Source organism: Bacillus sp. G402 (assembly GCF_051172515.1).
In the GTDB taxonomy this organism is placed as follows: Bacteria; Bacillota; Bacilli; order Bacillales; family Bacillaceae; genus Bacillus; species Bacillus altitudinis.
Window position 1 is genome coordinate 113,046 of the sequence record NZ_JBPIZC010000004.1, and the last position, 24,993, is coordinate 138,038.

General features: G+C 42.6%; 25 protein-coding genes. 14 read left to right on the plus strand and 11 right to left on the minus strand.

Annotated features, from left to right (window positions below; translation table 11 throughout):
* Nucleotides 1-13: 13 nt before the first annotated feature.
* A complete protein-coding gene (locus ACSBQP_RS16280; RefSeq protein WP_138825327.1) occupies nt 14-1,216 on the minus strand; it encodes an MFS transporter in 1,203 nt (400 codons plus the stop codon).
* A gap of 146 nt (nt 1,217-1,362) precedes the next feature.
* Between ACSBQP_RS16280 and ACSBQP_RS16285 the strand changes: the two genes are divergently transcribed.
* Nucleotides 1,363-1,842, plus strand: coding sequence for an aminoacyl-tRNA deacylase (locus tag ACSBQP_RS16285; RefSeq protein ID WP_017360428.1), 480 nt, complete (start codon nt 1,363-1,365; stop codon nt 1,840-1,842).
* A gap of 32 nt (nt 1,843-1,874) precedes the next feature.
* On the opposite strand, the gene ACSBQP_RS16290 is transcribed toward ACSBQP_RS16285, so the two are convergent.
* The gene (locus ACSBQP_RS16290) at nt 1,875-2,783 is read right to left on the minus strand and encodes a LysR family transcriptional regulator (protein ID WP_435028627.1); all 909 of its coding nucleotides are present in this window, start codon (nt 2,781-2,783) and stop codon (nt 1,875-1,877) included.
* Nucleotides 2,784-2,886: 103 nt separating this feature from the next.
* Here ACSBQP_RS16290 and ACSBQP_RS16295 point away from each other — a divergent pair, with 103 nt between their 5' ends.
* Complete coding sequence (locus ACSBQP_RS16295; RefSeq protein WP_435028629.1) at nt 2,887-4,086, plus strand: MFS transporter; 1,200 nt, start codon at nt 2,887-2,889, stop codon at nt 4,084-4,086.
* Nucleotides 4,087-4,149: 63 nt separating this feature from the next.
* On the opposite strand, the gene ACSBQP_RS16300 is transcribed toward ACSBQP_RS16295, so the two are convergent.
* Together ACSBQP_RS16300 and ACSBQP_RS16305 are read right to left on the minus strand one after the other, a co-directional pair.
* Nucleotides 4,150-5,229, minus strand: coding sequence for a DUF3900 domain-containing protein (locus tag ACSBQP_RS16300; protein ID WP_048002036.1), 1,080 nt, complete (start codon nt 5,227-5,229; stop codon nt 4,150-4,152).
* A gap of 200 nt (nt 5,230-5,429) precedes the next feature.
* On the minus strand, nt 5,430-5,579 hold the full coding sequence (locus ACSBQP_RS16305) for a DUF1540 domain-containing protein (protein ID WP_008344201.1): 150 nt from the start codon (nt 5,577-5,579) through the stop codon (nt 5,430-5,432).
* Nucleotides 5,580-5,933: 354 nt separating this feature from the next.
* Between ACSBQP_RS16305 and rfbF the strand changes: the two genes are divergently transcribed.
* The 5 genes from rfbF to ACSBQP_RS16330 are packed head-to-tail and all read left to right on the plus strand — an operon-like array spanning nt 5,934 to nt 10,715.
* A complete protein-coding gene (gene rfbF / locus ACSBQP_RS16310; RefSeq protein WP_058336480.1) occupies nt 5,934-6,698 on the plus strand; it encodes a glucose-1-phosphate cytidylyltransferase in 765 nt (254 codons plus the stop codon).
* Nucleotides 6,699-6,702: 4 nt separating this feature from the next.
* Nucleotides 6,703-7,674, plus strand: a complete 972-nt coding sequence (locus ACSBQP_RS16315) for a GDP-mannose 4,6-dehydratase (RefSeq protein WP_348936543.1) — start codon at nt 6,703-6,705, stop codon at nt 7,672-7,674.
* A 12-nt stretch (nt 7,675-7,686) separates the two neighbouring features.
* Nucleotides 7,687-8,598 (plus strand): putative nucleotide-diphospho-sugar transferase, encoded by a 912-nt coding sequence (locus tag ACSBQP_RS16320; RefSeq protein WP_435028630.1) that lies wholly within the window; start codon nt 7,687-7,689, stop codon nt 8,596-8,598.
* On the plus strand, nt 8,595-9,785 hold the full coding sequence (locus tag ACSBQP_RS16325) for a glycosyltransferase family 2 protein (protein WP_144684840.1): 1,191 nt from the start codon (nt 8,595-8,597) through the stop codon (nt 9,783-9,785). The genes ACSBQP_RS16320 and ACSBQP_RS16325 overlap by 4 nt, the downstream gene beginning before the upstream one ends.
* The gene (locus tag ACSBQP_RS16330) at nt 9,786-10,715 is read left to right on the plus strand and encodes a putative nucleotide-diphospho-sugar transferase (RefSeq protein ID WP_017360420.1); all 930 of its coding nucleotides are present in this window, start codon (nt 9,786-9,788) and stop codon (nt 10,713-10,715) included.
* 34 nt (nt 10,716-10,749) lie between these two features.
* Here ACSBQP_RS16330 and ACSBQP_RS16335 read toward each other — a convergent pair whose 3' ends face one another.
* Together ACSBQP_RS16335 and pbp4 are read right to left on the minus strand one after the other, a co-directional pair.
* Complete coding sequence (locus ACSBQP_RS16335; RefSeq protein ID WP_017360419.1) at nt 10,750-11,988, minus strand: MFS transporter; 1,239 nt, start codon at nt 11,986-11,988, stop codon at nt 10,750-10,752.
* A gap of 144 nt (nt 11,989-12,132) precedes the next feature.
* Nucleotides 12,133-14,172: a penicillin-binding protein PBP4(5) gene (pbp4, locus tag ACSBQP_RS16340; protein ID WP_435028632.1), complete on the minus strand. Its 2,040-nt coding sequence runs from the start codon at nt 14,170-14,172 to the stop codon at nt 12,133-12,135.
* Between the two features lie 232 nt (nt 14,173-14,404).
* Between pbp4 and ACSBQP_RS16345 the strand changes: the two genes are divergently transcribed.
* Entirely contained in the window at nt 14,405-15,835 is a 1,431-nt protein-coding gene (locus tag ACSBQP_RS16345; RefSeq protein ID WP_045034452.1) for an SLC13 family permease, read from the plus strand.
* Here the strand turns inward: ACSBQP_RS16345 and ACSBQP_RS16350 are convergent.
* Nucleotides 15,767-16,171, minus strand: coding sequence for a hypothetical protein (locus ACSBQP_RS16350; protein WP_017366792.1), 405 nt, complete (start codon nt 16,169-16,171; stop codon nt 15,767-15,769). The genes ACSBQP_RS16345 and ACSBQP_RS16350 overlap by 69 nt on opposite strands.
* Nucleotides 16,172-16,262: 91 nt before the next feature.
* Between ACSBQP_RS16350 and ACSBQP_RS16355 the strand changes: the two genes are divergently transcribed.
* Nucleotides 16,263-16,490 carry a hypothetical protein gene (locus ACSBQP_RS16355; protein WP_017360415.1) on the plus strand — a complete coding sequence of 76 codons (228 nt, stop codon included), beginning with the start codon at nt 16,263-16,265 and terminating at the stop codon, nt 16,488-16,490.
* Here ACSBQP_RS16355 and ACSBQP_RS16360 read toward each other — a convergent pair.
* Nucleotides 16,471-16,950 carry an Hsp20/alpha crystallin family protein gene (locus ACSBQP_RS16360; RefSeq protein WP_008344182.1) on the minus strand — a complete coding sequence of 160 codons (480 nt, stop codon included), beginning with the start codon at nt 16,948-16,950 and terminating at the stop codon, nt 16,471-16,473. The genes ACSBQP_RS16355 and ACSBQP_RS16360 overlap by 20 nt on opposite strands.
* A gap of 65 nt (nt 16,951-17,015) precedes the next feature.
* Here ACSBQP_RS16360 and ACSBQP_RS16365 point away from each other — a divergent pair, with 65 nt between their 5' ends.
* Nucleotides 17,016-17,273, plus strand: a complete 258-nt coding sequence (locus ACSBQP_RS16365) for a hypothetical protein (protein WP_008344180.1) — start codon at nt 17,016-17,018, stop codon at nt 17,271-17,273.
* Nucleotides 17,274-17,279: 6 nt separating this feature from the next.
* The gene (locus ACSBQP_RS16370; protein ID WP_008344178.1) at nt 17,280-17,513 is read left to right on the plus strand and encodes a hypothetical protein; all 234 of its coding nucleotides are present in this window, start codon (nt 17,280-17,282) and stop codon (nt 17,511-17,513) included.
* 36 nt (nt 17,514-17,549) lie between these two features.
* On the opposite strand, the gene ACSBQP_RS16375 is transcribed toward ACSBQP_RS16370, so the two are convergent.
* Nucleotides 17,550-18,941: an amino acid permease gene (locus ACSBQP_RS16375; protein ID WP_435028633.1), complete on the minus strand. Its 1,392-nt coding sequence runs from the start codon at nt 18,939-18,941 to the stop codon at nt 17,550-17,552.
* A 179-nt stretch (nt 18,942-19,120) separates the two neighbouring features.
* Nucleotides 19,121-20,194, minus strand: coding sequence for a tetratricopeptide repeat-containing glycosyltransferase family 2 protein (locus ACSBQP_RS16380; protein ID WP_435028634.1), 1,074 nt, complete (start codon nt 20,192-20,194; stop codon nt 19,121-19,123).
* 133 nt (nt 20,195-20,327) lie between these two features.
* Between ACSBQP_RS16380 and ACSBQP_RS16385 the strand changes: the two genes are divergently transcribed.
* Nucleotides 20,328-22,220: an ABC-F family ATP-binding cassette domain-containing protein gene (locus ACSBQP_RS16385; RefSeq protein WP_435028635.1), complete on the plus strand. Its 1,893-nt coding sequence runs from the start codon at nt 20,328-20,330 to the stop codon at nt 22,218-22,220.
* A 28-nt stretch (nt 22,221-22,248) separates the two neighbouring features.
* Here the strand turns inward: ACSBQP_RS16385 and folE2 are convergent, their stop codons facing one another.
* Nucleotides 22,249-23,145 (minus strand): GTP cyclohydrolase FolE2, encoded by an 897-nt coding sequence (gene folE2, locus ACSBQP_RS16390; protein WP_057078344.1) that lies wholly within the window; start codon nt 23,143-23,145, stop codon nt 22,249-22,251.
* A gap of 143 nt (nt 23,146-23,288) precedes the next feature.
* Between folE2 and ACSBQP_RS16395 the strand changes: the two genes are divergently transcribed.
* Entirely contained in the window at nt 23,289-23,714 is a 426-nt protein-coding gene (locus ACSBQP_RS16395; RefSeq protein WP_017366797.1) for a MerR family transcriptional regulator, read from the plus strand.
* 57 nt (nt 23,715-23,771) lie between these two features.
* Nucleotides 23,772-24,962 (plus strand): MFS transporter, encoded by a 1,191-nt coding sequence (locus tag ACSBQP_RS16400; RefSeq protein WP_050827048.1) that lies wholly within the window; start codon nt 23,772-23,774, stop codon nt 24,960-24,962.
* Nucleotides 24,963-24,993: the final 31 nt, after the last annotated feature.

Sequence of the window (24,993 nt, forward strand, 5' to 3'; positions counted from 1 at the left end):
AAGAGCCGCTGCCTTAAACAGCCGCTCTTTTTTTCTGCATCATGAAAGTGGTGATGGCAATCCCGGAACAGATGAGAACAAACAGTCCGCCTAACAAATACACAAATCTCGCTCCGAATGTATCCGCAATTAATCCAACAAAGAAAATAGATAAACTGACAGACATAGAAGAGAGAACGTATTGAGCCGAATACACCTTTGATAACTCATGGACTGGTGTTTCCGTTTGGAGGATGGTTTGCTGCGAAACATCCCGAATTTGATAGGCAGGCCCCATTAAAATACAAAGCAGCAATGCAAGCCATGGCAGGCTGTTTAGCGAAAATAGGATCGTCAGCACTGCATAAATAAAAGAGCCCGCTGCCATAAAGAGGAGAAGTTGTTTTTGAATAAACTGACTTAGCCATGCAGCCATAAGTCCGCCTATAATGGCACCTATATAATATGCGGCATTGATATATCCCCACCATTCCGCACCTTCATTTAAAACAAGTGTGACAAAGGCAAGCGTAACCGGTCCGACCCACAAAGCACCTGCAATATTTTCACTAACATCCATGAAAGTCAGGATGCGAACCGTTTTGTTTGTCCAAATGATCTTCCAGCCATCTTTGAACCCGTTCATCTTATTTTCTTTTTGAACCGTGTCTTCTTGCTTGAGTAGAGAAAAAACAGGGATGATCAATAGATAGGACAACACAATCATGAAACAAGAGGCCCACATTAAATAAGATGGACCAATCAACAGGACGAGCATTCCAGTAAACGAATAGCCGGCGATTTGAACAGATTGATAAAAAACGGAGGCTGTACTGTTCGCTTTCACAAGCTGATTTTCTGGCACAATCATCGGCATGATGGCTTGCAATAAAGGACTAATGAACCCGCCTGTGATGGAAATCAAAACGAACGCACTAAACAGCCAGATCAGGTGCTGCTGAAAGAAATCAAATTGGGTCGTGAATACGACGAGCATCCCAATACGTAAAAGAGGGACCCATTTCAATAGACGCTTGGCTTGAAAGAGTTCTGTCAAAACAGGAGAGAGGAGCCCAGCCAATAGCTGACATAGTGTTCTTATGAGCGGAAATACAGCCGCATAGGCGACAGATTGTGTATCTTGATAAATAACCAATGTGACTGTCATCAAAAATAGAATATCACTTAGCATGAGAAGGCTTTTACTGCCTGTATAACACCAAAACTTATTTCCCATATCCAACCGACTCCTTTTCAAAAACAAGTTCAGTATAGCATGTTGGCGAAGTGTGCAGAGGTTTTCCATTGAAAAATACATCTTAAGGATGAGAGGATTGTGATAAGCTAAATGAAAGAACATCGTAAGGAAAGGGGTTCAATCAATTGAAAAAATTACCAGCACATGACTTTTTGGACAAGCATGGCATCCCGTATGACATCAAAACATTTTCTGCCGACACAGAGAAGGGCGCAGCGAATGTAGCGGCAGCTCTTGGTTTTAGAGAAAGACAAATGATCAAAACATTGATCTTTGAAACAGGGGAAGGGGAGCAGCTGCTTGTAATGGTGGGTGCTGACCAGCACATCAAATCAGGGAAACTAAAGAAAGCCGCAGGCTCTCGCAATATCAAAATGGCTTCACCAGACACGGTGCTTGAAGTGACAGGCTATCGCATTGGCTCCATCCCGCCATTTTGCTGGCAGCCTGAAGGGTTCCGCACGATTATCGAAGCATCGCTATTAGAAGAAGAGATATTAGGCGTTGGAGCAGGAGAATGGGGAAATGAAATCCTCATCACACCAGAACAATTAGTGATAGCCTCAAAAGCGGTCCCATTTGATCTTGTTCAGCCATCCGAATAGAAAAAGTGCCTGTTGCTGAAGCAGGCACTTTTTTAATTGGAGCCAGGTGGTGTAAAGGGTCCGATGTCTTTCATTTGCAGAAAAGCATTCACCGTCCTATTTTCCTCAAGGTCATTCGCCCGTTTGCAGACCACAACAGGTCTGATAATGTCAATTCCTTCGATATACACACGCCCAATTTCTCCACGTTCTAAGCTTCGCTGAACAGCGTCACGAGGAACAAGGGTAATGCCATAGCCAGCTTTGATCATTTGAATGGCTTCGTGGACACCACTGAATTGTAAATCAACGGTCGGTTTTTTAATTCCTTTAGCGGTAAAAAGGGAAAAAAGTTTGTCTCTCGTCGAACTGCCTTCTTCTCGCATTAAAAAGGGTTCATGGCTTAGGCGTTCTAGGGGGACGGTTTGTCCATTTAACGGGTGATCCACAGGCACGATAAAGTCATAACTTAAATCAGTTAAGTGAGAGGTGTGAAGATCTTCGTGGTGCAGGTCCTCTATTACGGCGATCGCCACATCTGATTGATATTGAAGCAGGCTTTCGATCACTTGAGCGGAGTTTCCACTTTTTAATTCAATGTCTGTCTGTGGCGATGATGTTTTAAAAGAGGCAAGCCAATCAGGCAGCAAAAAGTTAAGTGGTACGTAGGTAGAAGCAATTCTGAGTCTTCCTTTTTTTCCGTTTTGCAGAAGGGTGATCTGATATTCTACTTCTTTTTCCGCCTCGAATACTTGCCGGGCATATGGATACAGGATCTTTCCCATCTCTGTCAGGGTAATTCCCCGGCCGTTTCGTTTGAAAAGACGAAAGCCGATCTCTCGTTCAATGCTTCGTAATTGTGCCGTCACAGCCGGCTGCGTCAAAGACAGCACGTCTGCCGTTTGTGTGACACTTTTTGTTTCGGCTACCTTTGCAAAAATACGGAGGGCATGTAAATTCATCTTTGCACCGCCTATCAATTATTTTGATGATTCAATCAAAAACATTCATTAGATTTATTATAAGGTATCCCTTATCGTAAAGGTAGCGAAGGGGGAAGAAAAAATGGATCGTCGTCAAAAGCAAGTGGTGTCAATTGCACTCATCACAGCATTTGCCCTTATTGGGGATTCAATGCTCTATATTGTTCTCCCGGTCTATTGGAAAGAGATTGGTTTATCATCCATTTGGGAGGTGGGGTTACTGCTGTCTATCAACCGATTCATTCGTATCCCGCTAGCACCTGTCGTATGGTGGCTTTATCGATATATTCCAATGAAGACCGGTGTACTGATCGCAATTTTGATCGCGTCAGTGACCACGATATTATATGGTATGAGTGGATTTTGGCTGCTATTGATTTGCCGCTGTGCATGGGGTCTCGCTTGGACGTTACTCCGTATGAGTGGGATGAGGGTCTTGGCTGAAATGGACGAAGGCTCACAAGGACATTTGACGGGTCTTTATAATGGGCTTTACCGGCTTGGCAGTTTATTTGGCATGTTATTTGGTGGAATCCTTGCCAGCTTGATCGGTTTTCAGTCCATGACGCTTGTCTTTGGCTTACTCACATTAATGGGCTGCATTTTTTATGTATCGTTAGAAGAAATTGAAAAGAGAGAAGGCACGCAGGTGTATCATGGCATCAAACAGAAGTGGTTGACACGAGATGTGGTAAAAGTACTGATAACAGGCATGCTGATCGCACTGATCATCCAAGGTTTATTCGCATCCACGCTGAGTCATGTCATTGAAGCAAAGATTGCCCAAGATGAATTGACTTTGTTTGGCTTTGTCATCGGAGCTTCGGCTTTAAGCGGTGTTATTCAAGCGCTCAGGTGGGGATGGGAACCATTTCTCGCACCGAGAACGGGTAAATGGTTTGATCGTCTTGTGATGAAGGAACGAATGTTAAGCTGGATGTTTCTTTCATTTGGAGGGCTCAGTTTTCTTGTGATCATGCTGAAGGTAAGCGGCTGGTTCCTATTGATGCTGCTTTTGATTCAACTGATGGCAACAATAGTCACAACGTTCACCGATACACTTGCCTTTCAAAAAGCTTCTGCTCAAACAGATAAGAACCGCTTTCTCGCCAGCTATTCTTTTGTTCAAGATATGGGGGCTGCTTTAGGACCTTTGTGTGGGTATACGTTGATCCAGTTTTTCGGAACAAACAGCGTCTTTTGGCTGATGCTTATCATAAGCTTAATGCTCGTCAGCATGTGGATAAGAAGCGGGCAGCATGTTTCTTCTAGTGCAGTGTAAAAAATAAAGCGTTATATAAAAAACTGCCTCATGCAGCTGATCGCAGGAGGCAGTCATATTCTCTTATTCTAAGTCTGAATCATAGGCTTTTTGCGTGAGTTGGCTGACGACCTCTTTCAATCCATTGGGTTTATGGAATTCAACAGGTGTGCTTCCTTTTTCAAATACAATTTGATCTGCTTCAACGAGCACGACATATCGATTGTTGACCTTTGCGATATGAATCGAGTGGCCGAAGTCGGCTAAAAGTCCTTTAATTTCTGTTTCGCCTAGACGCATCTTCATCGTGATATCAGGGGTTTGTTCCACAATATGAGAAGCTGCTAGCGTGACCTGTTCTGTATCGAGTGTTTCCCGAATCTCCCGTTTTTCACTTGCTTCCCATATTTCAAGGTCCTCTTCAAATTGTTTTAATTCTTCACTTTCATCCTGAAATGTTTCAAATACATGTTCCTGCACCATATTCATGACCTGTGATTTCATGATTTCAGGCATCGATTCTCCGTATTCGACGAATTTCAGAAAGTCTTCAAAATAACGAGCGTGTGAGGATTGGTGAATTTTCACTTCGGCTTCCTCTGTCATGCCCTCTTCTGGCATAAACGGGTATTGAATCGATTTCATGTTTTTTGTTGTAATCGCCATTTCTACTTTTTTGATCAAGGTAGATGTATCAGCAATAGAAGCGACTTTCTGTTCAAAATCGCATTTCATGATAAAGACAAAAGAGTCATCGAAATACTTTTTAGGAACCGCAGATGCAACCAAAAACACGCCGCCTCTGACAGCACTTGTATCTAAATAGGTGCGAACAAACTGTTCACTGCATTCGTTAAATACTTCTTTTGTATCTGCAAATCTCGTCTGATGAAATAAATTGTAGTTTGGATTTGAATCGAGTTCATGGCCCGGTTCGACAATAAATCGGCCAATTTTAGTCGGTACTTGCTCAGACTTAGGGTGTCTGTCCACTTTTCGTTTGACGATTTTTTTAAGCTCACCGTCTAGAAAGTCCTTCAGCTCACTTTGTTCAAATTCCTCTTGGTCTAATGTTTGGTAATGTTTAAACCGTTTATTTGCTTGTTCCTCTTTGCCTTCTACTTCAACCACATAGAATGATAGGAAACGTATCGTAAAATCCACTGATTGGTCACCACTTTTTCTTCTTCGGATATGTTGAGTATAGAAAAAGGAGTGAAAATCGTCAACGAATGGAGAAATATCGTGTCATTATTTCCCGAGAAATGTTTATTCAAAAACACTTGATAATAATTATCATTCTTGATAGAATGATAAAAGAAAAGAAGGAACCTGCCAGTTCCTTCATCTCAGAAAATCATGTATTATTTTGTTTCAAATGTTTCGCAATCCGTTTCAGCATTGCGAGTCACGTCAGTCATTGTGCTTTTACCAATTTTAATGGTAGAAGCTGTACAGCTGTTGTCAGCCCAAAAACGGCAAGAGTTCACTTCACAAAGTACATTTTGTGCCATGGGAATTCACCTCCGTGATTCATATTAAGAATGAAGCAAGCTGCCACTTGAATTCATTCAATCTAGTAGTCTCTTTATCGAAAGAGGCTGTTTGTGCTGTATATGCACATGTTTATCATACCATCTACCCTGAAAATATACAATTTAAACTTTGAAAGAGCGAGAATGCAAATCTCGCTCTTTTTTGTTTGTAAAAATAGTTAAATGCTAGGTGGCACCCTCTCTTATTCCGACATATGAATAGAGTAGATTCAAAACCTGATGTCGGACAAAGTATAAGGGTACATGTACTGATTTTCCGCATGAAGATAGGGTTTTCAATCAAAAATTTTCATAGAGAGATGAGGGGAGAAGATGAAAGCAGTCATTCTCTGCGGAGGAAAGGGAACGAGAATGAGTGAGGTCACACAAGCGCTTCCTAAACCACTTGCTATGATCGGAGACCGGCCTATTCTATGGCATATTATGAAAATCTATCAGTATTACGGTGTAGACGAGTTTATCTTATTACTTGGATATAAAGGAGAGAAAATCAAAGAGTATTTTCTCAACTACGACTGGCGACATCACAGCATGCAGCTGGATATGTCGACAGGGGAAATGAAGCTTTTAGGGAAGTCGGAGAATTGGAAAATCACCTTTTTAGATACGGGTGAGGATACGATGACAGGCGGGCGGTTAAAGCAGGTACAGGATTATATTGGTGATGAGACATTTATGATGACGTACGGTGACGGACTTGCCAATATCAATATGTTTCATTTGCTCAAGCGCCATCAAGAGCTTGGAGCAGCTGCCACTGTCACAGGAATTGAAAAGAAATCACAGTACGGCACGCTGAAGGTGTATAACGGGATGGCACAATCCTTCTCTGAGAAGACAGACAGTATCGGGATGATCAACGGAGGATTTTTTGTGTTGTCTCCAAAGGTTTTTGATTATTTAACTGATGATGATCAATGCGTCTTTGAAGCAGAGCCTCTTCAAAATCTGGCGAATGATGGAGAGCTAGCAGTTTATGAGCACCACGGATTTTGGACAGCAATTGATACGTATAAAAACTTGAAAGAAATCAACGGCATGTGGACTGAAGGAAAACAACCATGGAAGGTTTGGTGACAGCATGAGCGGGTTTTGGAAGGGAAAAAACGTATTTGTGACTGGGTGTACGGGATTGTTAGGGAGTTACCTCGTCAAGGAATTGATAGATCAAGGAGCAAACGTAACAGGGCTTGTACGTGATCAAGTGCCAAGATCGAACTTATATCAAGGCAGTCAATTTGAAAAGATGAATGTCGTCCAAGGCGCACTTGAGGACATGCAAACGATAGAACGTGCGTTAGGAGAATATGAGATTGATACAGTCTTTCATTTGGCTGCCCAAGCGATTGTTGGGGTCGCAAATCGTCACCCGGTCTCTACATTTGAAGCCAATATTTTAGGAACATGGAATGTGCTGGAGGCATGCAGAAGGCAGCCGCTTATCAAACGAGTGATTGTGGCATCGAGTGATAAAGCATACGGGGATCAAGAACAGCTTCCTTATGATGAAGACATGCCGCTTAACGGCAAGCATCCATATGATGTGTCAAAAAGCTGTGCAGATTTAATTTCTCACACGTACTACAACACATATGGTCTTCCGGTTTGTATTACGCGCTGCGGTAATTTATATGGAGGCGGGGATTTGAATTTTAACCGAATCATTCCGCAAACCATCCAGCTTGTGTTAGAGGGAAAGGCGCCAGAAATTAGAAGTGACGGAACCTTTATCCGTGATTATTTCTATATTGAAGATGCGGTCAAGGCTTATTTACTCCTAGCTGAAAAAATGGAGGAAAAAGGGCTTGCAGGAGAAGCATTTAACTTTAGTAATGAAATTCAGCTGACCGTGCTTGAGCTCGTTGATAAAATCTTAAAGGCGATGGGCAGTGAACTGAAGCCGTGTATTTTGAATCAAGGAACGCATGAGATTAAGCATCAATATTTATCAGCAGAAAAGGCGAGAAAGCTGCTTGATTGGAAGCCTGATTACTCCATTGATGAAGGGTTAGAAAAGACAATTGAATGGTATCGCGAATTCTTTCAAAAATAGAGGTGTATACAGATGAACAGCATATATTGTACGGTTCTATCAAGTGGAAGACTTTATCAAGCCATTGCGTTTTTCTTATCGTTGAAGCAAGTAGAAGATGATGCTGTCATCAAGACGTTATGTATGGATGATGCTGCATTTGATTTGCTTCATCAAATGAATTTCCCGCATGTCGATCTTGTTCATGTGCGTGAGCTTGAAACGCCGGAGCTGTTAGAAATCAAAAAGGAACGAAATGCTTCGGAATATTGCTGGACATTAAAACCGATTTGGATTGAGTGGCTATTTAAGCAGGACCAGGCGGAGGAAGTGACGTATCTTGATGCGGATTTGTTCTTTTATGAGAGTCCGCAAGTGATTTTTCAAAATCAGCCTGATGCGTCTGTGCTGCTATCAAGAGGGGATATTGTCATTCCAAGCTTTGATCCAGAGGAAGTGAAGATGCTTCAGAAGCTTTTAGGGCGTTATAACTCAGGCTTCCTGCATTTTAAAGGAGATGAAGCCGGCCGAAAGTGCCTTAGCTGGTGGAAAGAAGAATGTCTAAAGGAATGCAAAAATGCGCCTGGAGAAGGAAAATTTGGCGATCAAGGGTATTTGGATCATATGCCGATGCTGTTTGAAAAAGTAGAAGATATTCAAACAAAGGGTGTGAATATTGGTCACTGGAATTATGGCCAGCATTCTTATCAGGAAGAGAATGGACGTATTTTGCTTGAGGATGGAAGCCCACTCATTTGCTATCATTTCAGTGGTTTTCGGATCTTAAGCAAAGATGACATGCAGCAAATCCATGAAAAAGGAAGAGATGACTTGCCATTTTTCCAAGAAGCCTATCGGGAAGTGCTGCGTCATGTGATTGAATCGGTAGAACAAGTCAATCCGATGTTTAACGGCTATGCCAAACTGGAGGAGGATGGCGCATGAATGAAAAGCCGAAGGTCAGCGTCATTATTCCGAGTTATAATGCGAAAGAGCGTTTAGAAGGGAGCCTCTTTTCCTTAACGCTTCAGGAAACCGATATTCCATTTGAGGTCATTGTTGCTGATAATGGGTCAACGGACGGCACGATGGAAATGCTCGAAAACATTGAGGTGAACTTTCCATTCAAAAAGGTGCGTATTCCTGTCAATCAAGGAATTGCCAAGGGGCGCAATCATGCCATTCGTGAGGCAGAGGGAGACCTCTTAATATTCCATGACAGCGATATGTTGGCAGAGCCCCAATTTATTCAAAAGCACGCAGAGGCACATGCTGATCATGAGGACCGTGTCATTTGCGGTGTATGCTGGAAGCGAATCTACCGTTATTTTTACACCGGTTTTGATAAAGATCATGTGAAGCGATTAAAAAAACAAGGGCTGTATCAGCGGAAAATGAAAGACAAAACGTCTCTTGTGTCGATGGAGGAAATAAAAAACGGAGCATTTCTAGAGAGAAGCTTCGACTTGCAGTCCGAATTTATTGATATTCTGAAAAACATTTTAAACACGTACGACTATGATTTAAGTTCTTATCAATTGCCGTGGCGATTTTTTATCACAAATAACTCTTCCGTCAAGCGAAAGCATGTCATGGAACTAGGGATGTTTGATGAAAAAATCGTTCGATACGGGTTTGAGGATTATGATTTAGGCATTCGTCTGCATCAGCTTGGCCTCTCATTTGAGCTGCGTGAGGATATTTTAAGTGTGCATCAGGAACATCCAAGTAATTTAACGTCATTCGATGACATCAAATATAACATTTTGTATATGTGCGAGAAGTACAACAATATTGATTCGATTGATGTTCATCTGGCTTTCTCTGGACCATTTTCTCATACCGTGACAAATGATATCGTGAAAGACATTCGCCAGCTGCGTAAGAATGCAGCATATGATGATCTGCTCGCTTATTTTTTGGAGCTGCTTCATATGATCACAGAGCGGAATGTGGGCATTAAACGTGATCAAAAGGACGTGCTGACGGCAAAGCATTTCCCTTTGAAAAAGCTGTCAGAGGCGGCCCAGCTTGCCAAGCAGGAACATGGATGCACGGTGCTGGTAGAAGCCATTCAAGGGCTCACAAAAGAGCTGCTGCATGTTGACTTGTTCCAAGTGGATGTGTTGTAGATGGCATCCTATCATTTCACAACCATTGTGTCCAATACCCATGTATTTAAGCTGCTGGCGCTGATTCATTCACTTGAGCAGACGGCTCAATCATACAAACTTTCTGTCTTATGTGCTGATCCTTTGGCTTACAAGGTGTTAAGTCAGTTTCCTCATCCACATGTCCAATATGAACAGCTTGAAGATGTGGAAGATGATTCGCTGCGAAAAGCAAAGGCGGATCGTACGTTCCACGAGTATTGCTGGACGCTTAAGCCTGCGTTTCTACTCAAAATTCTTGAGTCCTCTGATGCAGATTATCTCGCTCATTTGGATACGGATTTGTATTTTTATCATGATCCAGAGGCGATATTTGCAGAAAATCCACTCGCTCATGTATTTTTGACAGATCATATGAATTCCAAGCGATTCTATCACTTTTATGAATTATCCGGCCGTTTTAATACTGGCTTTGTAGGCTGTCGAAACACAGATGTGGCCAAACGGGCTGTGACGCAGTGGAAAGAGAACTGCATTGCGCACTGTACAGTAGAAATGGATACGGAAAAAAAGACATATGGTGATCAGCGGTATGTTGAAAGATGGGTCGATGATTTTGAGGGTGTCCATGTGGTGGCATCTAAAGGTGCCAATGCAGCGATTTGGAATATTGAAAACTATAAGCTCTCCGTTGTGAAAGGAGATATGTATCTCGACGAATGTCCACTGCTGTTCTATCATTTTTCTGCCTTTACGATCATTGATGAAAAGAACTTTAATCTGAATTGGTATTACTATATGACAGAACACACTCTTGTGGATCATTTGTATATTCCGTATGCGGATTTGATTCATCTGAAAATTAAACAGGTGCAAAAGGTCTTTCCAGACTTTCAGCAGGGGTTTATTGCAAAGAAGCATGTTCCTGACACGCATTTTTATAAGTTATGAAAAAACCGCTCATTTATTGAGCGGTTTTTACCTTTTATGATTCATTCCATTTCGCTATGGTCTGATCGCTTGGCAGTAAAAAGGCTAGGATGCCTAATATCGGTAAAAAGGCGACACCGATCATGGTAGGCGTTAAACCGACTGCATCAATTAATGAGCCGAGGGCAACGGATCCAATCGCTCCCATACCAAACGCAAGTCCAACAGTTAAACCAGACATTGTGCCAATTTTCCCGGGAAATAGTTCTTGGGCATAGACCACGGTGACAGAGAAGCTTGAAGTCAGAATGATCCCAATAAGTCCAAGTAAAACATAAGCAACAACTGGTCCGGCAAATGGGAGAAGTAGGGCAAGCGGAAAGGATGCCAATAAAGAAATTAAAATGACGGTTTTCTTGCCGAAGCGGTCTGCAAGCGGCCCGCCTAAAAATGTCCCAATCGCACCCAATATAAGAAATAAGAAAATATAAGTTTGTGATTCTTTAATCGTCAAACCATATTGCTCAATCGCATAAAACGCATAGAAATTCGAGATCGCATTTCCATACCAAGAACGTGCGAAAATAAGAAAGACGATAATGCCAAGTGCTGTGAGCGCTGATTTGCGGTGAAGTTCAGATCTTGCTGCTTTTGCAGGCGCTTTTTTCGCTTGTGCTCGAATGGTTTGAAGCTTTCTTGCGTACCATCTCGAAATATAAAGAAGGAAACCGACAGCAATCATTCCAACAATCGTAAACCAAGCCACACCTGGCTGACCGAGAGGGACGAGCATGAATGCAGCGATTAGTGGAGCAAAGGCTTGACCTGTATTTCCGCCGACTTGATAGATGGATTGAGCAAGACCCCGTCTAGGACCAGCTGCCATGTTGGCAACCCGTGAGCCCTCTGGATGGAAAATCGCAGAGCCGAGTCCAATAAAGACGACGCACAGTAGGATGGTCGCAAATGATGGCGCAAACGCAAGGCCGAAAATGCCGACAGCACTTGAAAATAATGCAATAGGCAGTGCATAGGGCATCGGCCGTTTATCTGTGTACCACCCGATCGCAGGCTGCATGACGGAGGAGACCATATTTAATGTAAAGGCGATTAGCCCTAATTGAGTAAAGGTCAGCCCCATTGAGCGTTCTAAAATAGGGAACATGGCAGGAATCACGGCTTGCAATGTGTCGTTAAGCATATGGCAAATACCAATAATCAATAAAATAGGATAAACCGTTGAACCGGTGACCGCTTTTTGAGGTTTATCCTTTGTTTGAGCAGCAATAGCCAATGAGACTTTCTCCTTTCATTCAACTTGTTTCTTTTTTCATTCTCCTCATTTTATTCATAAGGTGAACTATAAAACAATAGCAAATTGTCATGATTTAGAAAAAAAGAGACACATGCGCTTGATGGAGCGTGTGTCTCTAAAGGGTTATTTATAGAAAGAAGCGATGACAGGCTTCATTTTTTGAATGACAAGTCCACTGCCTCCACGGTTTTTCACACCTTCAATCATACCGACGAGGACGTAATCTTCTTTTTTAGGATTAAACGCAAGTAAAAATCCATTTTCAGTGCCGTCTGTCGCACCTTGTTTGCTCTTTAGTTCCGCTGTTCCCGTTTTAGCGGCTATATCAGCCCCTTTTATTTGCAACGAGTGAGCGGTTCCGTTTGAATTGGTGACGACTTGAGTGAGTGCGTCCTTCACCGTATTTGCTGTATCTTCTTTGATGATCTGTTTTGGTGATGCTGTTTTTTCATTCTGAATGACTCGAGGGTACACAAGCTTTCCTCCTGTTGCAAATGGAGAATAGGCATGTACTTGTTCAATTGGTGACATGAGTAATTCTCCTTGGCCATATGCTGAGTCGGCGAGTAAGATGTCTGATTTGATTCCGTCGTTAGACACTTGTGCCGGTTTCATTGTAAACGGCATGTTTAAATCATCACCAAATCCAAATGTTTTCACTTTTTTCTCGTAAGTATCTTTGCCGATTTCAAGGGCTTCCTGTCCAAAATAAATATTATCTGAGTACACGAGGGCATCGACCATATTGACTTGTTCTTTGTCATGAACCCGTGTAATGCGATAATTTCCCCATGATTGATCCTTCTGCCATTTCAGTCCATGAATGGTGCGTACTTTATTAGGTTTTGTGACACCTGTTTCCAGTCCAATGGCTGCTGTAATGGTTTTGAAAGTAGATCCTGGTGCATATCTGCTCGCATATCGAGCTTGGAATGGGAGATCAGGATTTTCACTGTATGCTTGATATTGTTTAGGCGTGATCCCGTTGGTCATTAAATTGACATCGTAAGAAGGGGTGCTAACAAGCGCTAATAAATCACCTGATGATGGGTTCATAATGGTGACAGCCCCTTTTTCACCTTTCAGCTGTTGATAGGCTTTTTTCTGTAAAGATGCATCAATGGTCAGCTTGACTGTTTTTCCGTCTTTTCGGTCTGTTTTTTGCAATGTTTCTTCAATACCTGTTTCATCATGGATAATGAGGATGCTTCCGCCATCTTGTCCTCTTAAGTTCTTATCAAATGTGAATTCAAGGCCGGTTTTGCCGATGATTTGATCCGCCTTTAAAGCTGGATTTCTTTTGATATCATCCGCATTTGCTTTTCCCACATAGCCTGTCAGATGGGCAGCGGCTTCGTTATATGGATAGTAGCGCATTTCCTTCGTTTGATAGGTGACGCCATTTATGTCTTTTGGAATCGGCTTTTGCTCTAACATAGACTTTAGCGGGACAAATGTGTCATCTGTAACCCATGCTTGTTTCAGCTGATTTTGAATCAGCTCTTCATCTATATCAAAAGCGCTGCTGATTTTTTTGATGTTGCTTTCTTTTTCCGTGCCTGTCCCGAGTTTTCCAGGGATGATGCCAAGTGCGTGTCCACCAGTTGTTTCGGCTAACGTGCGCCCTTTTCGATCTACAATATTTCCGCGTACCGCAGGATCCGTTGTCACTTTGATGGTGTCACCCGTTTCCATTTGCGGGAAGATGAGATTTGGTTTCCAGTCTACTTTCCACTCGTTATCCTCTTCGGAGAGAACGCCCTTGTAAGAGAGTTTGTTCAGTTTTCCAAGTGACGTTTTCATCGAGACTTCATAGGTGAATTGATACCCATTTCCTTTGTCCTGTTTTTCTACGTTGACGTTTGAGACGTTTAGATCACTTGCACCAATGCCGCTAAAGATCTTATCGTATTTTTCGGCAAGTTGTTTTTTAGAAAAGTCACTGGCTTTCAGAGAGCCACTTGTGACCTCATCTGCTAGTTTCGTGAATTCTTTTTTCTCCAGATGTTTCGTAAAGGATTCAGCGGCTTTCAGCGCCTCTTTTTCTTTGGAGAAAAGCGTATCTTTTAAGAAAAAGAGAGCAGCAGCAATCGCGATGATGCTAAGAAAAGGAATGATGACTTTTTTCTGTTTCCAAAATGATTTTCGTTGATCTGTATACAATGAAAACACCTCAATTTTTGATTAGATCCTCTATAGTTTACAGTTACTGTGTAGGATTTGTATAGTTTCTCCTATGAAAATAGACCAAGTCATGAAGTGGAAATATGAAGCAAGACACAGTTCCTGCTGAAGAATCTCTTCATTTTTTCTTATGATTTAAAGGATTTTTTATGTGATCATCGAATGTGAAAAATTAGAAAAATTTTAAAAGCGTTTTCATGAAGGGGGAATTGTGATCGTTTATAAAAAAGTGAATCTGACTGGACTTGTTCTTGGACCGATCTTCTTTTTGCTTATTTTTTTGCTCATTCCAGAAAGTGAATTAACCTATGCAGCGAGAGTGGTACTGGGCGTTACGGCTTGGACTGCGACATGGTGGGTCACAGAAGCTTTGCCTATACCGGCTACCTCTTTATTGCCCATCATCCTTTTGCCAACACTTGGCGGGCTATCGATGGAGCAAACATCAAGAGCTTATGGAGACCCGATTGTTTTTATGTACATGGGCGGATTTATGATTGCCATTGCTATTGAAAAATGGAATTTACATAGAAGAATGGCCTTGCATATTTTAAATATCATTGGCACAAGAAGTGACCGCATTGTATTAGGGGTTATGATGGCAACGGCCTTTTTATCTATGTGGATTTCAAATGCAGCCACAGCACTGATGATGCTGCCTGTGGCACTGGCTGTGATTAAAGAGGTGAAGGCGAACGATATTTTGTCTGGTGCATCTCTTGACCGATTCAGTAAAAGCATTCTATTATCGGTCGCTTATTCAGCCTCTATTGGCGGACTGGCGACACTCGTTGGGTCTGTGCCAAATGCTGTTTTTGCAGCGATGTCAAAAAAGCTGTTAGATCGAGAAATTATGTTTTTTGAATGGTTTTTGTTTGGTTTTCCGGTGGCGGCTGTTCTGCTTATTCTCTTATTTCTGTATTTGACCAAGATACAGTTCAAGGTAGAGCACACAGGTGAAATGGGAGCGGCGTTTATACGGAAGGGGTTAGAGGATTTAGGCAAAATGAAACAAGAAGAAAAATGGGTTTTTGCTATTTTTCTTATGACGGCTTTTTTATGGATTTTTAAAATCTTTTTGTTTGGCGGGCTTCCTGTCTCGGATACGTCGATCGCAATCTTTGGGGCGATGCTGTTATTTCTCATTCCAGCGACAAATGGAGAGAGAATACTAGAATGGCAGGATATGAAGCAGTTGCCATGGGGGCTTTTGCTTTTGTTTGGAGGCGGGCTTTCGCTCGCTACAGGATTTGCGGAAACGAATCTAACAGGATGGATCGGGGAAAATTTACAGCATTTAAATGGGCTGTCTTACCTCATGCTGCTAATTATTTTAACGGCTTCAATTTTATTTATGACCGAAATTATGTCTAATACAGCAGTTGCGAACATGATCATTCCGATTACAGTCGGGCTTGGACTTGCAATTGGCATGGAGCCGTACGGCTTAATGGCTGCGGCTGCGTTAGCTTCCTCATGTGCGTTTATGTTGCCAATTTCCACACCGCCAAATGCGGCTGTCTTTAGTGCAGATGTGCTGAAAATATCTGATATGGTCAAGGCTGGCTTTTGGCTAAATGTGATCAGTATTGTAGCGATTGTGCTTGCGGTTTATTTCTGGCTTCCGGTCGTGCTGAGATGAAGACTTTGATCGAATGGAGACTTTTGGTGTTTTTGTTTCTTTTGGCTTCGGTACTGAAGCTGCCTTTTTGAGGTGCGGGTCCTTTGGCGTGTAATAGGTGGCCCCAATGTTGAGTCTGCCTTTAAGCTGATCAATGGAAAGCTCACCAAACTCTAAATGGTAGTCAATTTTGTCCACATGCAGTGATTCAATGTGAATGTGCGTATCCTCCGAGACAGGCGGAGGAGGTGCAGACATTTTTTGCTCAAGAGCGGTGAGTCTTTTTTCCAGCTCGACGACAGATGGGGATGGACTGGATTCAGTTTTTTTAAAGAGTGATTGAATGAAATGTTTCAAATGGACCACAACCTTTTCTTTCGCCTTGCTCTAGTCTATGGAAAAGCTGCCCAGTATATACTTATAGAGATACATGAAAGGGGAGAAGGGCATGCTGCCTACACGCATTCAGATTACCCATATGAAGACGAATACGATTGGTACAGGGTCCTCGATGACATTCGGTTCGACGATCGTACGAAATCACTGCTCGACGATCAAAAGAAACAATGGTTTTGGTGAACAAAATGCCGATGGCGTGATCACGATCTTGCCAATTGAAACGATTGATGATCGTGATCTAATAGACGCAGTCAGTATTAATATTCGTCATCTATGATAATCGCAGTTGCTTTTCCTTCATCCTTTTGCAGGCGAATGTATAGCACGCCGTCTTTAAAGGCCGCATTCATTTGACCAAGAATCATATCTGGGAGCCGAATTTTTCTTTCAAACGGACCATACTTTCCTTGTTTTTGGCGAAAATCCTGTTCGTTAAAAAAGGAAAAACGCTGTCCTTTTACAACTAAATATTCACCATATGACAGCACCTGAACATCTTCCTTCCGGTAGCCAGGCAGATAAATTAAGTACTGAAATTCAGTAGGGGTTTCCACAATGTCGACTGGTGGAAACGATGCATCTGTTCCTCGCTGATCTTGCTGCGAGAATGTAAATGGAGACGGACCATTTGCCATAAAGGGAGATCTTTGCTCATCATCGAATATCATTTTCCAAAAATCATCTCCATGCATTTGCTGGGCAATGTCCATCCACTGCTTCATTTTTTCGAAGTCCATGTGAAGACCTCCTGTTAACATACTTGATGGGTGCTCGCATATACCTATAAAAAGGAGGTTTATCTGTGGTTCAACCAACTCCGTATATCAATATTAATATTTTCATGTTAAAAATTAATTCCTTTGAAAATGCGTCGGCGGTGAATGTCGGACAAAATTTGTTAGCAGAGTGGCAAAACTCAGATAAAAAAAATCAGGGGTACGGACAGAATTTTGGAGATGCCAGCGGTTTTGTCGGAACAAAGAGCCATGTAGATGATCGAGATCAAGTGGACTCACCTGCCTCTTTTTCGCCAGCAGCTAAACCTATTCCAAGGAAGTGATGTGTGATGTTATTCTCACCCTCAGTCGTCAATGTCGGTGCTTTTAAAATCAATGCAATGGATCGGGGGGCATCACTGACGCTAGGACCTTATCAGCAGATCGATTATTTTCTCTCGATGAAATTGAACCAAGGTTTTGGTGAGGACAATGGAGATTGTTCACCGCTTGTCATTCCGATTTCAAGCGTACTCGATCCAGATATGGTGGACTCGAATTCAGTGAAAAACAGTGTGATTTAAACAAAAAAAGAGACCGGGATTCCCCGTGTCTCTTTTCTATTGTGTTTGATTCAGATGGCTTTTGCGTCTTGCGTAGGTAAAATACACAACGACACCAATGGCTACCCAGATGAGGAAGGCTCGCCATGTCACCCATGAAAGTGTCGTGGCAAGTTTGATACATACGACTGCACTAATAATGGGAAGAACAGGAACAAATGGTACTTTAAAAGCTGCCTTGACATTCGGGTGTTTTTTCCGTAAAACGATCACTGCAATTGAAATCACCGTAAAGGCCGCAAGTGTACCGATGCTGACTAAATTAGCAAGTGTTGATAAGTTGACGAAACCAACGATACATGCCGCAACAGCGCCTGTCAGCCAAGTGTTGGCAACCGGTGTCTTCGATTTTGGATGAACGTTTGAAAAGATTTTCGGCATGAGTCCATCACGGCTCATGGCAAAGGTTAAACGAACCTGAGCGTAGACAAGTGCAATTAACACTGTCGTAATCCCGATAATAGCACCTGCCGATATAATACCAGCGACACTATTTAGACCAACCACTTGTAAAGCAAAAGCGACAGGGTCACTGACATTCAGCTTCGTGTAGTGAACCATGCCTGTTAACACAAATGAAACCCCGATGTATAAAATCGTACAAACGCCGAGCGCGCCAATAATTCCGATTGGCATTGCTTTTTGCGGGTTTTTGACTTCTTCTGATGCATTAGCGATTGCATCAAATCCAAGGTAAGCAAAAAAGACAGTTGCCGCTCCTGCGATCACACCGTCAAAGCCCATCGGCATAAAAGGTGTCCAGTTTTCAGGTTTGACGTAAGCAAAGCCTGAAATGATAAATAGAAGAACGATCGCGATTTTGATCAGCACAATGATGTTATTCAGCTTAGTGCTTTCTTTGACACCCCTTGAGACGATAAAGGTGATGAGCAAAATAATAAGTGCGCCTGGCAGGTTAAAGACGGCCCCATCAACGGCTCCAGGTGCAGCCGATAAAGCCTTCGGTATATGCAGACCGAATCCACTGAGCAGTGATTGAAAATAGGACGACCATCCACTGGCTACAGCAGAGAGGGCAATCACATATTCAAGCATGAGATCCCAGCCCATTAAGAAGGCGAGAAACTCCCCAAGTGTTGCGTAAGAATACGTATAAACACTTCCTGACACTGGAATGGACGAGGAAAATTCAGCGTAGCAAAAAGCAGCAAGGGCGCATGCGATCGCAGCCAAAATAAAAGATATAATAATCGCAGGTCCCGCATCTTTCGCAGCCGCAACCCCCGTTATCACAAAAATTCCAGTCCCGACCACACAGCCAATGCCAAGCAAGATTAAATCAAATGTATTCAAAGAACGGCTCAGCCGCTTCGTTTGACTTTCAAGCATGAGCTGGTCGAGAGACTTTTTTCTAAATAAAGAACTCATGTTGACCTCCTAATGGATAAATCTTTTCGTAAGACGAATGTTAGTATATGCGTAAATGACAATTTAGTCAATTGGTTGAAAAACGCTTTAAATCACTAAAGTATTAAATGTCACAAAAGGCTAATGTGTATCAAAAGACATCCGCCGGCATGTGACAGGCGGATGTGATAACAGGAGATTTACGTTTGTTCAGCAAATATTTTTTCGTTGTACAGCACACTCGGATGGGTTGGGTAATGGGCTGAGGATGCAAGATGATGGGTTTTCGCTTGAGCCAAATCACCGAGCTGATAATAACAATAGCAAAGCTGAAGGTGAGGATACCATGTTTTATATTGTGTCAGTGTAAAGGCTGTTTCGATTTCAGGCGCTTTCAGTGCCTGCTCATACCAATAGATCGCTGCTTTGTGTTTATTTTGTGCTTTGAAATGATCCCCAATCCGGCAGCAAAATTCTGGACGGGGCTGATCATATAAGAAGGATCGCAGTAAGGAGGATAAGGCGGCTTCCTCAAATCCGACTGCATAATAGCAGTCAGCTAAATTTTGGCATGTGCGAATTTCATCCTCAATCCAGCATTGTTTTGTGGCTAAAAATTTGTGATAAAAGCGAATCGCCTTCACATGCTGCTTGTTATCTCGTAATTCATTGGCGAAGTAAAAGAGATCACGAGGTGTCATCTCTTCGCCTTTTGCAAGCATGTTTTCATAAATGCGCAGATTGCGTCCGGGCTCTCCGGCGGTTGTTTTCTTACGCTTTTGATGGGTGACGGCGATATCAGCGGGAAAAATGTTGCCATACACTTGAAGGAATTCATGAACGGCCCCATACCACTGAAAGTTCAAGGCACGCTTGACGAGCCGATTTCTTCTATATTTAAAATTCACCTGACCGTCCTCGCTAAATCCAACGTGGTAATACATCGAGACGGCATCTACTGCGGGATCTAGCGTCTGTTTGAGCTGAAGCAGTTTTTGCCGGTCCTCTTCAAGTAGGACATCGTCGGCATCCAGCCATAAGATATACTCTTTTGTTGCATGGGAAAAAGCGAAATTGCGTGCTTTTGCAAAATGCTGGACCCATTCAAAGTCGAGCACCTTTGCTGAAAAGGAGTGAGCAATGTCCTTTGTTTGATCCGTTGATCCTGTATCAACAATGATCATCTCATCTACAATGTCTTGAACAGAAGACAGGCAGTCAGCCAAAACCTCCTCTTCATTTTTCACAATCATACATAAACTAATGGTTATCATCTTTAGATCACCTCTTCATAGTGTATCGAGCATCAAAAGGAAACATTCTTTTCAGCAACGGGTTTTTTTAAAACTAGTTTTCTGCTACTGGCTGATTTAAAATAAAGGAAGAATCTATGTAAGGGCTGATAAAATGAGTTTATTGAATGTAGAAGGATTATATAAAACCTATGGCGAAAAAACGCTGTTTGATCATATCTCTTTTCATATAGAACCAAAGGAACGCATCGGGTTAATTGGACCGAATGGAACAGGGAAGTCAACGCTTTTAAAAGTCATTGCAGGACTTGAATCATTTGAGGAAGGCGACATTACAAAGGCAGGGACACTTGATATCGAATTTCTTGAGCAAGATCCTGAAATGAGCGGAGATGAAACGATTCTCGACTATATTTTTTCAGGAACAGCACCAATGATTCAAACGATGAAAGCCTATGAACAGGCGCTGGCTGATTTAGAGCATGATCCACAAAACGAGGCAAAACAAGAAGCGCTTATGCGTATGCAAAATAAAATGGATCAGGAAGACGCATGGGATGCGAACCTTTCGGCGAAAACGATTTTGACAAAGCTTGGTGTCAAAGATGTGAGCCGTTCTGTTCATGCGTTATCAGGCGGACAGAAAAAGCGTGTGGCGATTGCCAAAAACTTAATCCAGCCTGCGGGTTTGCTGATTTTAGATGAGCCGACAAACCATCTAGACAACGCAACCATTGAATGGCTTGAGGGATATTTGAGTCAATACAGCGGGGCTGTCATTCTTGTCACCCATGATCGTTATTTCTTAAACCGCGTCGCCAATCGGATTTATGAATTAAATCAGGGGCAGCTTTACACATATAAAGGAAATTATGAAGTCTTTTTAGAAAAAAGAGCGGAACGAGAAGCAGAAGCTCAAGTAAAAGAAACGAAACGTCAAAACCTGCTTAGACGTGAGCTTGCATGGTTGAGAAGAGGGGCAAAGGCTCGAACGACAAAGCAAAAAGCGCGTATCGGCAGAGTGGAAGAGCTGAAGGATCAAAAGGGACCTGATGCAAAAGGAGAGCTTGATTTTGCGATCGGTTCTCACCGGCTTGGAAAACAAGTGATTGAGGCAGAAGAGATCAGCATCACATTTGCTGGTCAAACCCTTGTGGACCAGTTCAGCGATTTAGTCGTGCCAGGGGATCGCATCGGATTTATCGGACCGAATGGAGTGGGCAAAACGACTTTACTCAATTGCCTGGCGGGTAAAATCGAACCGACGAATGGACAATTGACCATTGGACAAACAGTTCGCATTGGCTATTACACGCAGGACCATAACGAAATGAATGAAGAGCTGAATATCATTGATTACATCAAAGAAACAGCTGAAATTGTCAAAACGGCAGATGGCGTCATTGTGACAGCAGAGCAGATGTTGGAGCGATTTTTATTCCCTAGATCCATGCAGCGCACGTTTATCCGCAAGCTGTCAGGGGGAGAGCGCCGCAGATTGTATTTATTGAAGGTGTTGATGGAAGAGCCGAATGTTCTCTTTTTAGATGAGCCGACGAACGACTTGGATACAGAGACACTGAGCATTTTAGAGGATTATTTGGAGCAGTTCCCAGGCGTAGTCATCACCGTGTCGCATGATCGTTATTTCTTAGACCGAGTCGTCCATCGTCTGCTTGTGTTTGAAGGGAATGGACGTATTTCACACTTCCAAGGTGCTTACAGCGATTACATGGAGCAAGAAAAAGAACAGAAGCGAACAGAGACAAAACCTGCTGAAAAACCAGTAGAAGCTGCACCGAAAAAGAGGAAAAAACTATCCTATAAGGACCAGCTTGAATGGGATGGGATTGAAGATCGGATACAAGCACTAGAGGACAAACACCAGCAGCTCGAAGCCAGCATTGCTGAGGCTGGCAGTGATTTTGGGAAAATTCAAGAGCTGATGGACAAGCAAAAAGCCGTCGCTGAAGAATTAGAACAAGCGATGGATCGCTGGACAGAACTGTCGATGATGATTGAAGAATTAGAAAGTAATGAAAAATAAAGGTTATCAAAAAAACTGTAGAGACGATCTACAGTTTTTTTTGATAAGAACATTTGGCATAAGCATCGTGCTGATGAATGGATTCTTCATTTCGGCACTCAATTTGAAAGCCTTTGATCCAGTTTTGTTCGTACAACTCTGCCGCAATTAATCTCGCAACATCCTCTACAAAACGTGGGTTTTCATAGGCCTCTTCTGTCACTTGTTTTTCATCTGGTCTTTTGAGTACAGGGTAAAGAGGCGCACTCGCATTAGACTCGATGATCTGCAGTAGATCTGCTTTCATGTCATCAGGGAGTTGACCTTGTTCAAACAGCTCTACCTGAATCGATACAGTGCCGCGCTGATTATGTGCGCCGTATTCACTGATTTCTTTTGAACAAGGACATAACGTTGTCACCTGAGCAGTGCAGCCAATATGACAAATCCATCCGTTTTCTTCATGAAAGTGGATGTCGTATTGCACGTCTGCATGCATCAAACCGGACTTTCCGCTGATGGGACTCTTTTTTTCCATGTACCACGGAAAGGAAACTTGAATCGAGGCAGATGGCTGATTCATATGCTTGGCAAGCTGTGCTGTCAATTCTTTTAAGGAATCCACATCAACCGGCTTTCCGCTCTCATAAAATGAGTGAAGCTGCTCGGTGAGACGGCTCATATGAATGCCTTTTTGATGAGCTGGCAAATATGTACTCAGCGTAAAATCAGCGGAAGCGGTTTGGTGCTGTGGAGCCGTTTTAGACAAAATATGTACAGGGTACGACACACGGCAAATTCCGACCTGTTCCAGATCAAAATAAAAGTCCTGTTCGGTTTGTTGGATGTCTATCATGTCCTCTTTTTGACAAGGTTTTGTTCTAGCGCTTGGCGGGACAGAACCGAATTGTGCGTGTCGTTCTTTTTTGGATGGAAATGAACACATAGGGTACCTCCTTTAAAACGTAATGATTCCTATTTATTCTGCATCAAACCACAATAGAAATCAAGTGATCAAACATTAACGTTTACGTTAAGGTCACAAAGGTGTATAATAAAACATGAATTGATGAGCAGGAGGCACTGGTGATGGAATGGATGAAAATTGATCAAGTGGCGAAAAGAAGCGGTCTGACGAAACGGACCATTCGTTTCTATGAAGAGATTGGTTTATTATCAGCACCAAAGCGGACAGAGGGCGGAGTCAGACTTTACTCAGAGGATGACATGGAAGAACTGGAGAAAGTGATGCAGGCCAAAGAAGTACTTGGCTTTTCTTTACAAGAGCTTCAATCGTTTATGGAAATAGGAAAACAGCTTGAGCTGAATAAAGAAGGCTACCTGTTATCTCTTGACCCGAAGGAACGATTAGAGAAACTGTTAGATATTGATGCGCAGCTGACTGTGCAGCATCAATTGATTACAAAAAAGCTAGAAACGATTCAATCCTTTAAAAAGGATCTTGAAATGATGAAAGAAAGAGCGGCTCATGCCATTGAGCAATTACAAAAATAAACACCTCAGCGTGTTTATTTTATTTTGTTAAACAACTGTAGGAAAGGTTCTGATGGAATGAAGGAAGAAGAAGTATTGAAACAGCGTACGAGTCTGCTTAGACAGCCAAAGGCCGTCTGGGCGGTGGCCTTTGCTTGTGTGATTTCGTTTATGGGCATAGGGCTTGTAGACCCGATTTTGCCAGCCATTGCATCACAATTACATGCATCTCCAAGTCAGGTGTCTCTTTTATTTACGAGCTATTTGCTTGTCACCGGCTTTGTGATGTTTTTTACCGGTTTTATTTCTAGTCGTATTGGTGCCAAATGGACGTTATTATTAGGACTCATCTTTATTATTGTCTTTTCTGCTTTAGGCGGTACTTCTTCAACCATTAATGAATTAATTGGTTTTAGAGGCGGATGGGGCATTGGGAATGCCTTATTTATTTCAACGGCATTATCAGTGATTGTCGGTGTGTCTGTTGGAGGAAGTGCGAAAGCCATCATTTTATATGAGGCGGCACTAGGTCTTGGGATTTCTGTTGGGCCGCTCCTTGGCGGTGAGCTTGGAACGATCTCTTGGCGCGGGCCATTCTTTGGTGTGGCAGTGTTAATGCTCGTTGCTCTTTTAGCCATTACCTTTATGCTTCCACCTATGCAAAAGCCGCAGAAAAAGGTGAAGTTATTTGAAGCTGTTGGAGCCTTGAAATATAAGGGGCTTTTAACGATGGCATCTGCTGCTTTCTTATATAACTTTGGATTCTTTGTTCTTCTAGCTTATTCGCCATTTGTGCTTCATCTTGATGAGCATGGTCTTGGCTATGTCTTTTTTGGATGGGGATTATTTTTGGCTGTGACATCTGTCTTCTCAGCGCCGGTCATTCATCGCAAATTGGGGACATTGACAGCTCTTGTTGTTCTCTTTGCTTCGTTTGCTGTGATTTTATTCGGCATTGGAATATGGACATCACATGTGGTCGTGGTCATTTGCGGTATTGTGATTGCTGGGGGCATCCTCGGCATGATCAATACGGTGCTGACGACGGCTGTGATGGGATCAGCTCCTGTTGAGCGTTCAATTGCATCATCTTCATACAGTGCTGTACGATTTATTGGTGGTGCGATTGCGCCTTGGATTGCGGGAGTTCTCGCTGAAACTTACACAGCAAGTACCCCTTATTATGTAGGGGCGGGTGTTGTTCTCTTAGGAATGGTCATCCTGCTTCTTGGCCGTAAGCATTTGGTGAATATCCAGGCAGGTCATTAATAGAAAAAAGCCTTATATCTGCAAACGATAT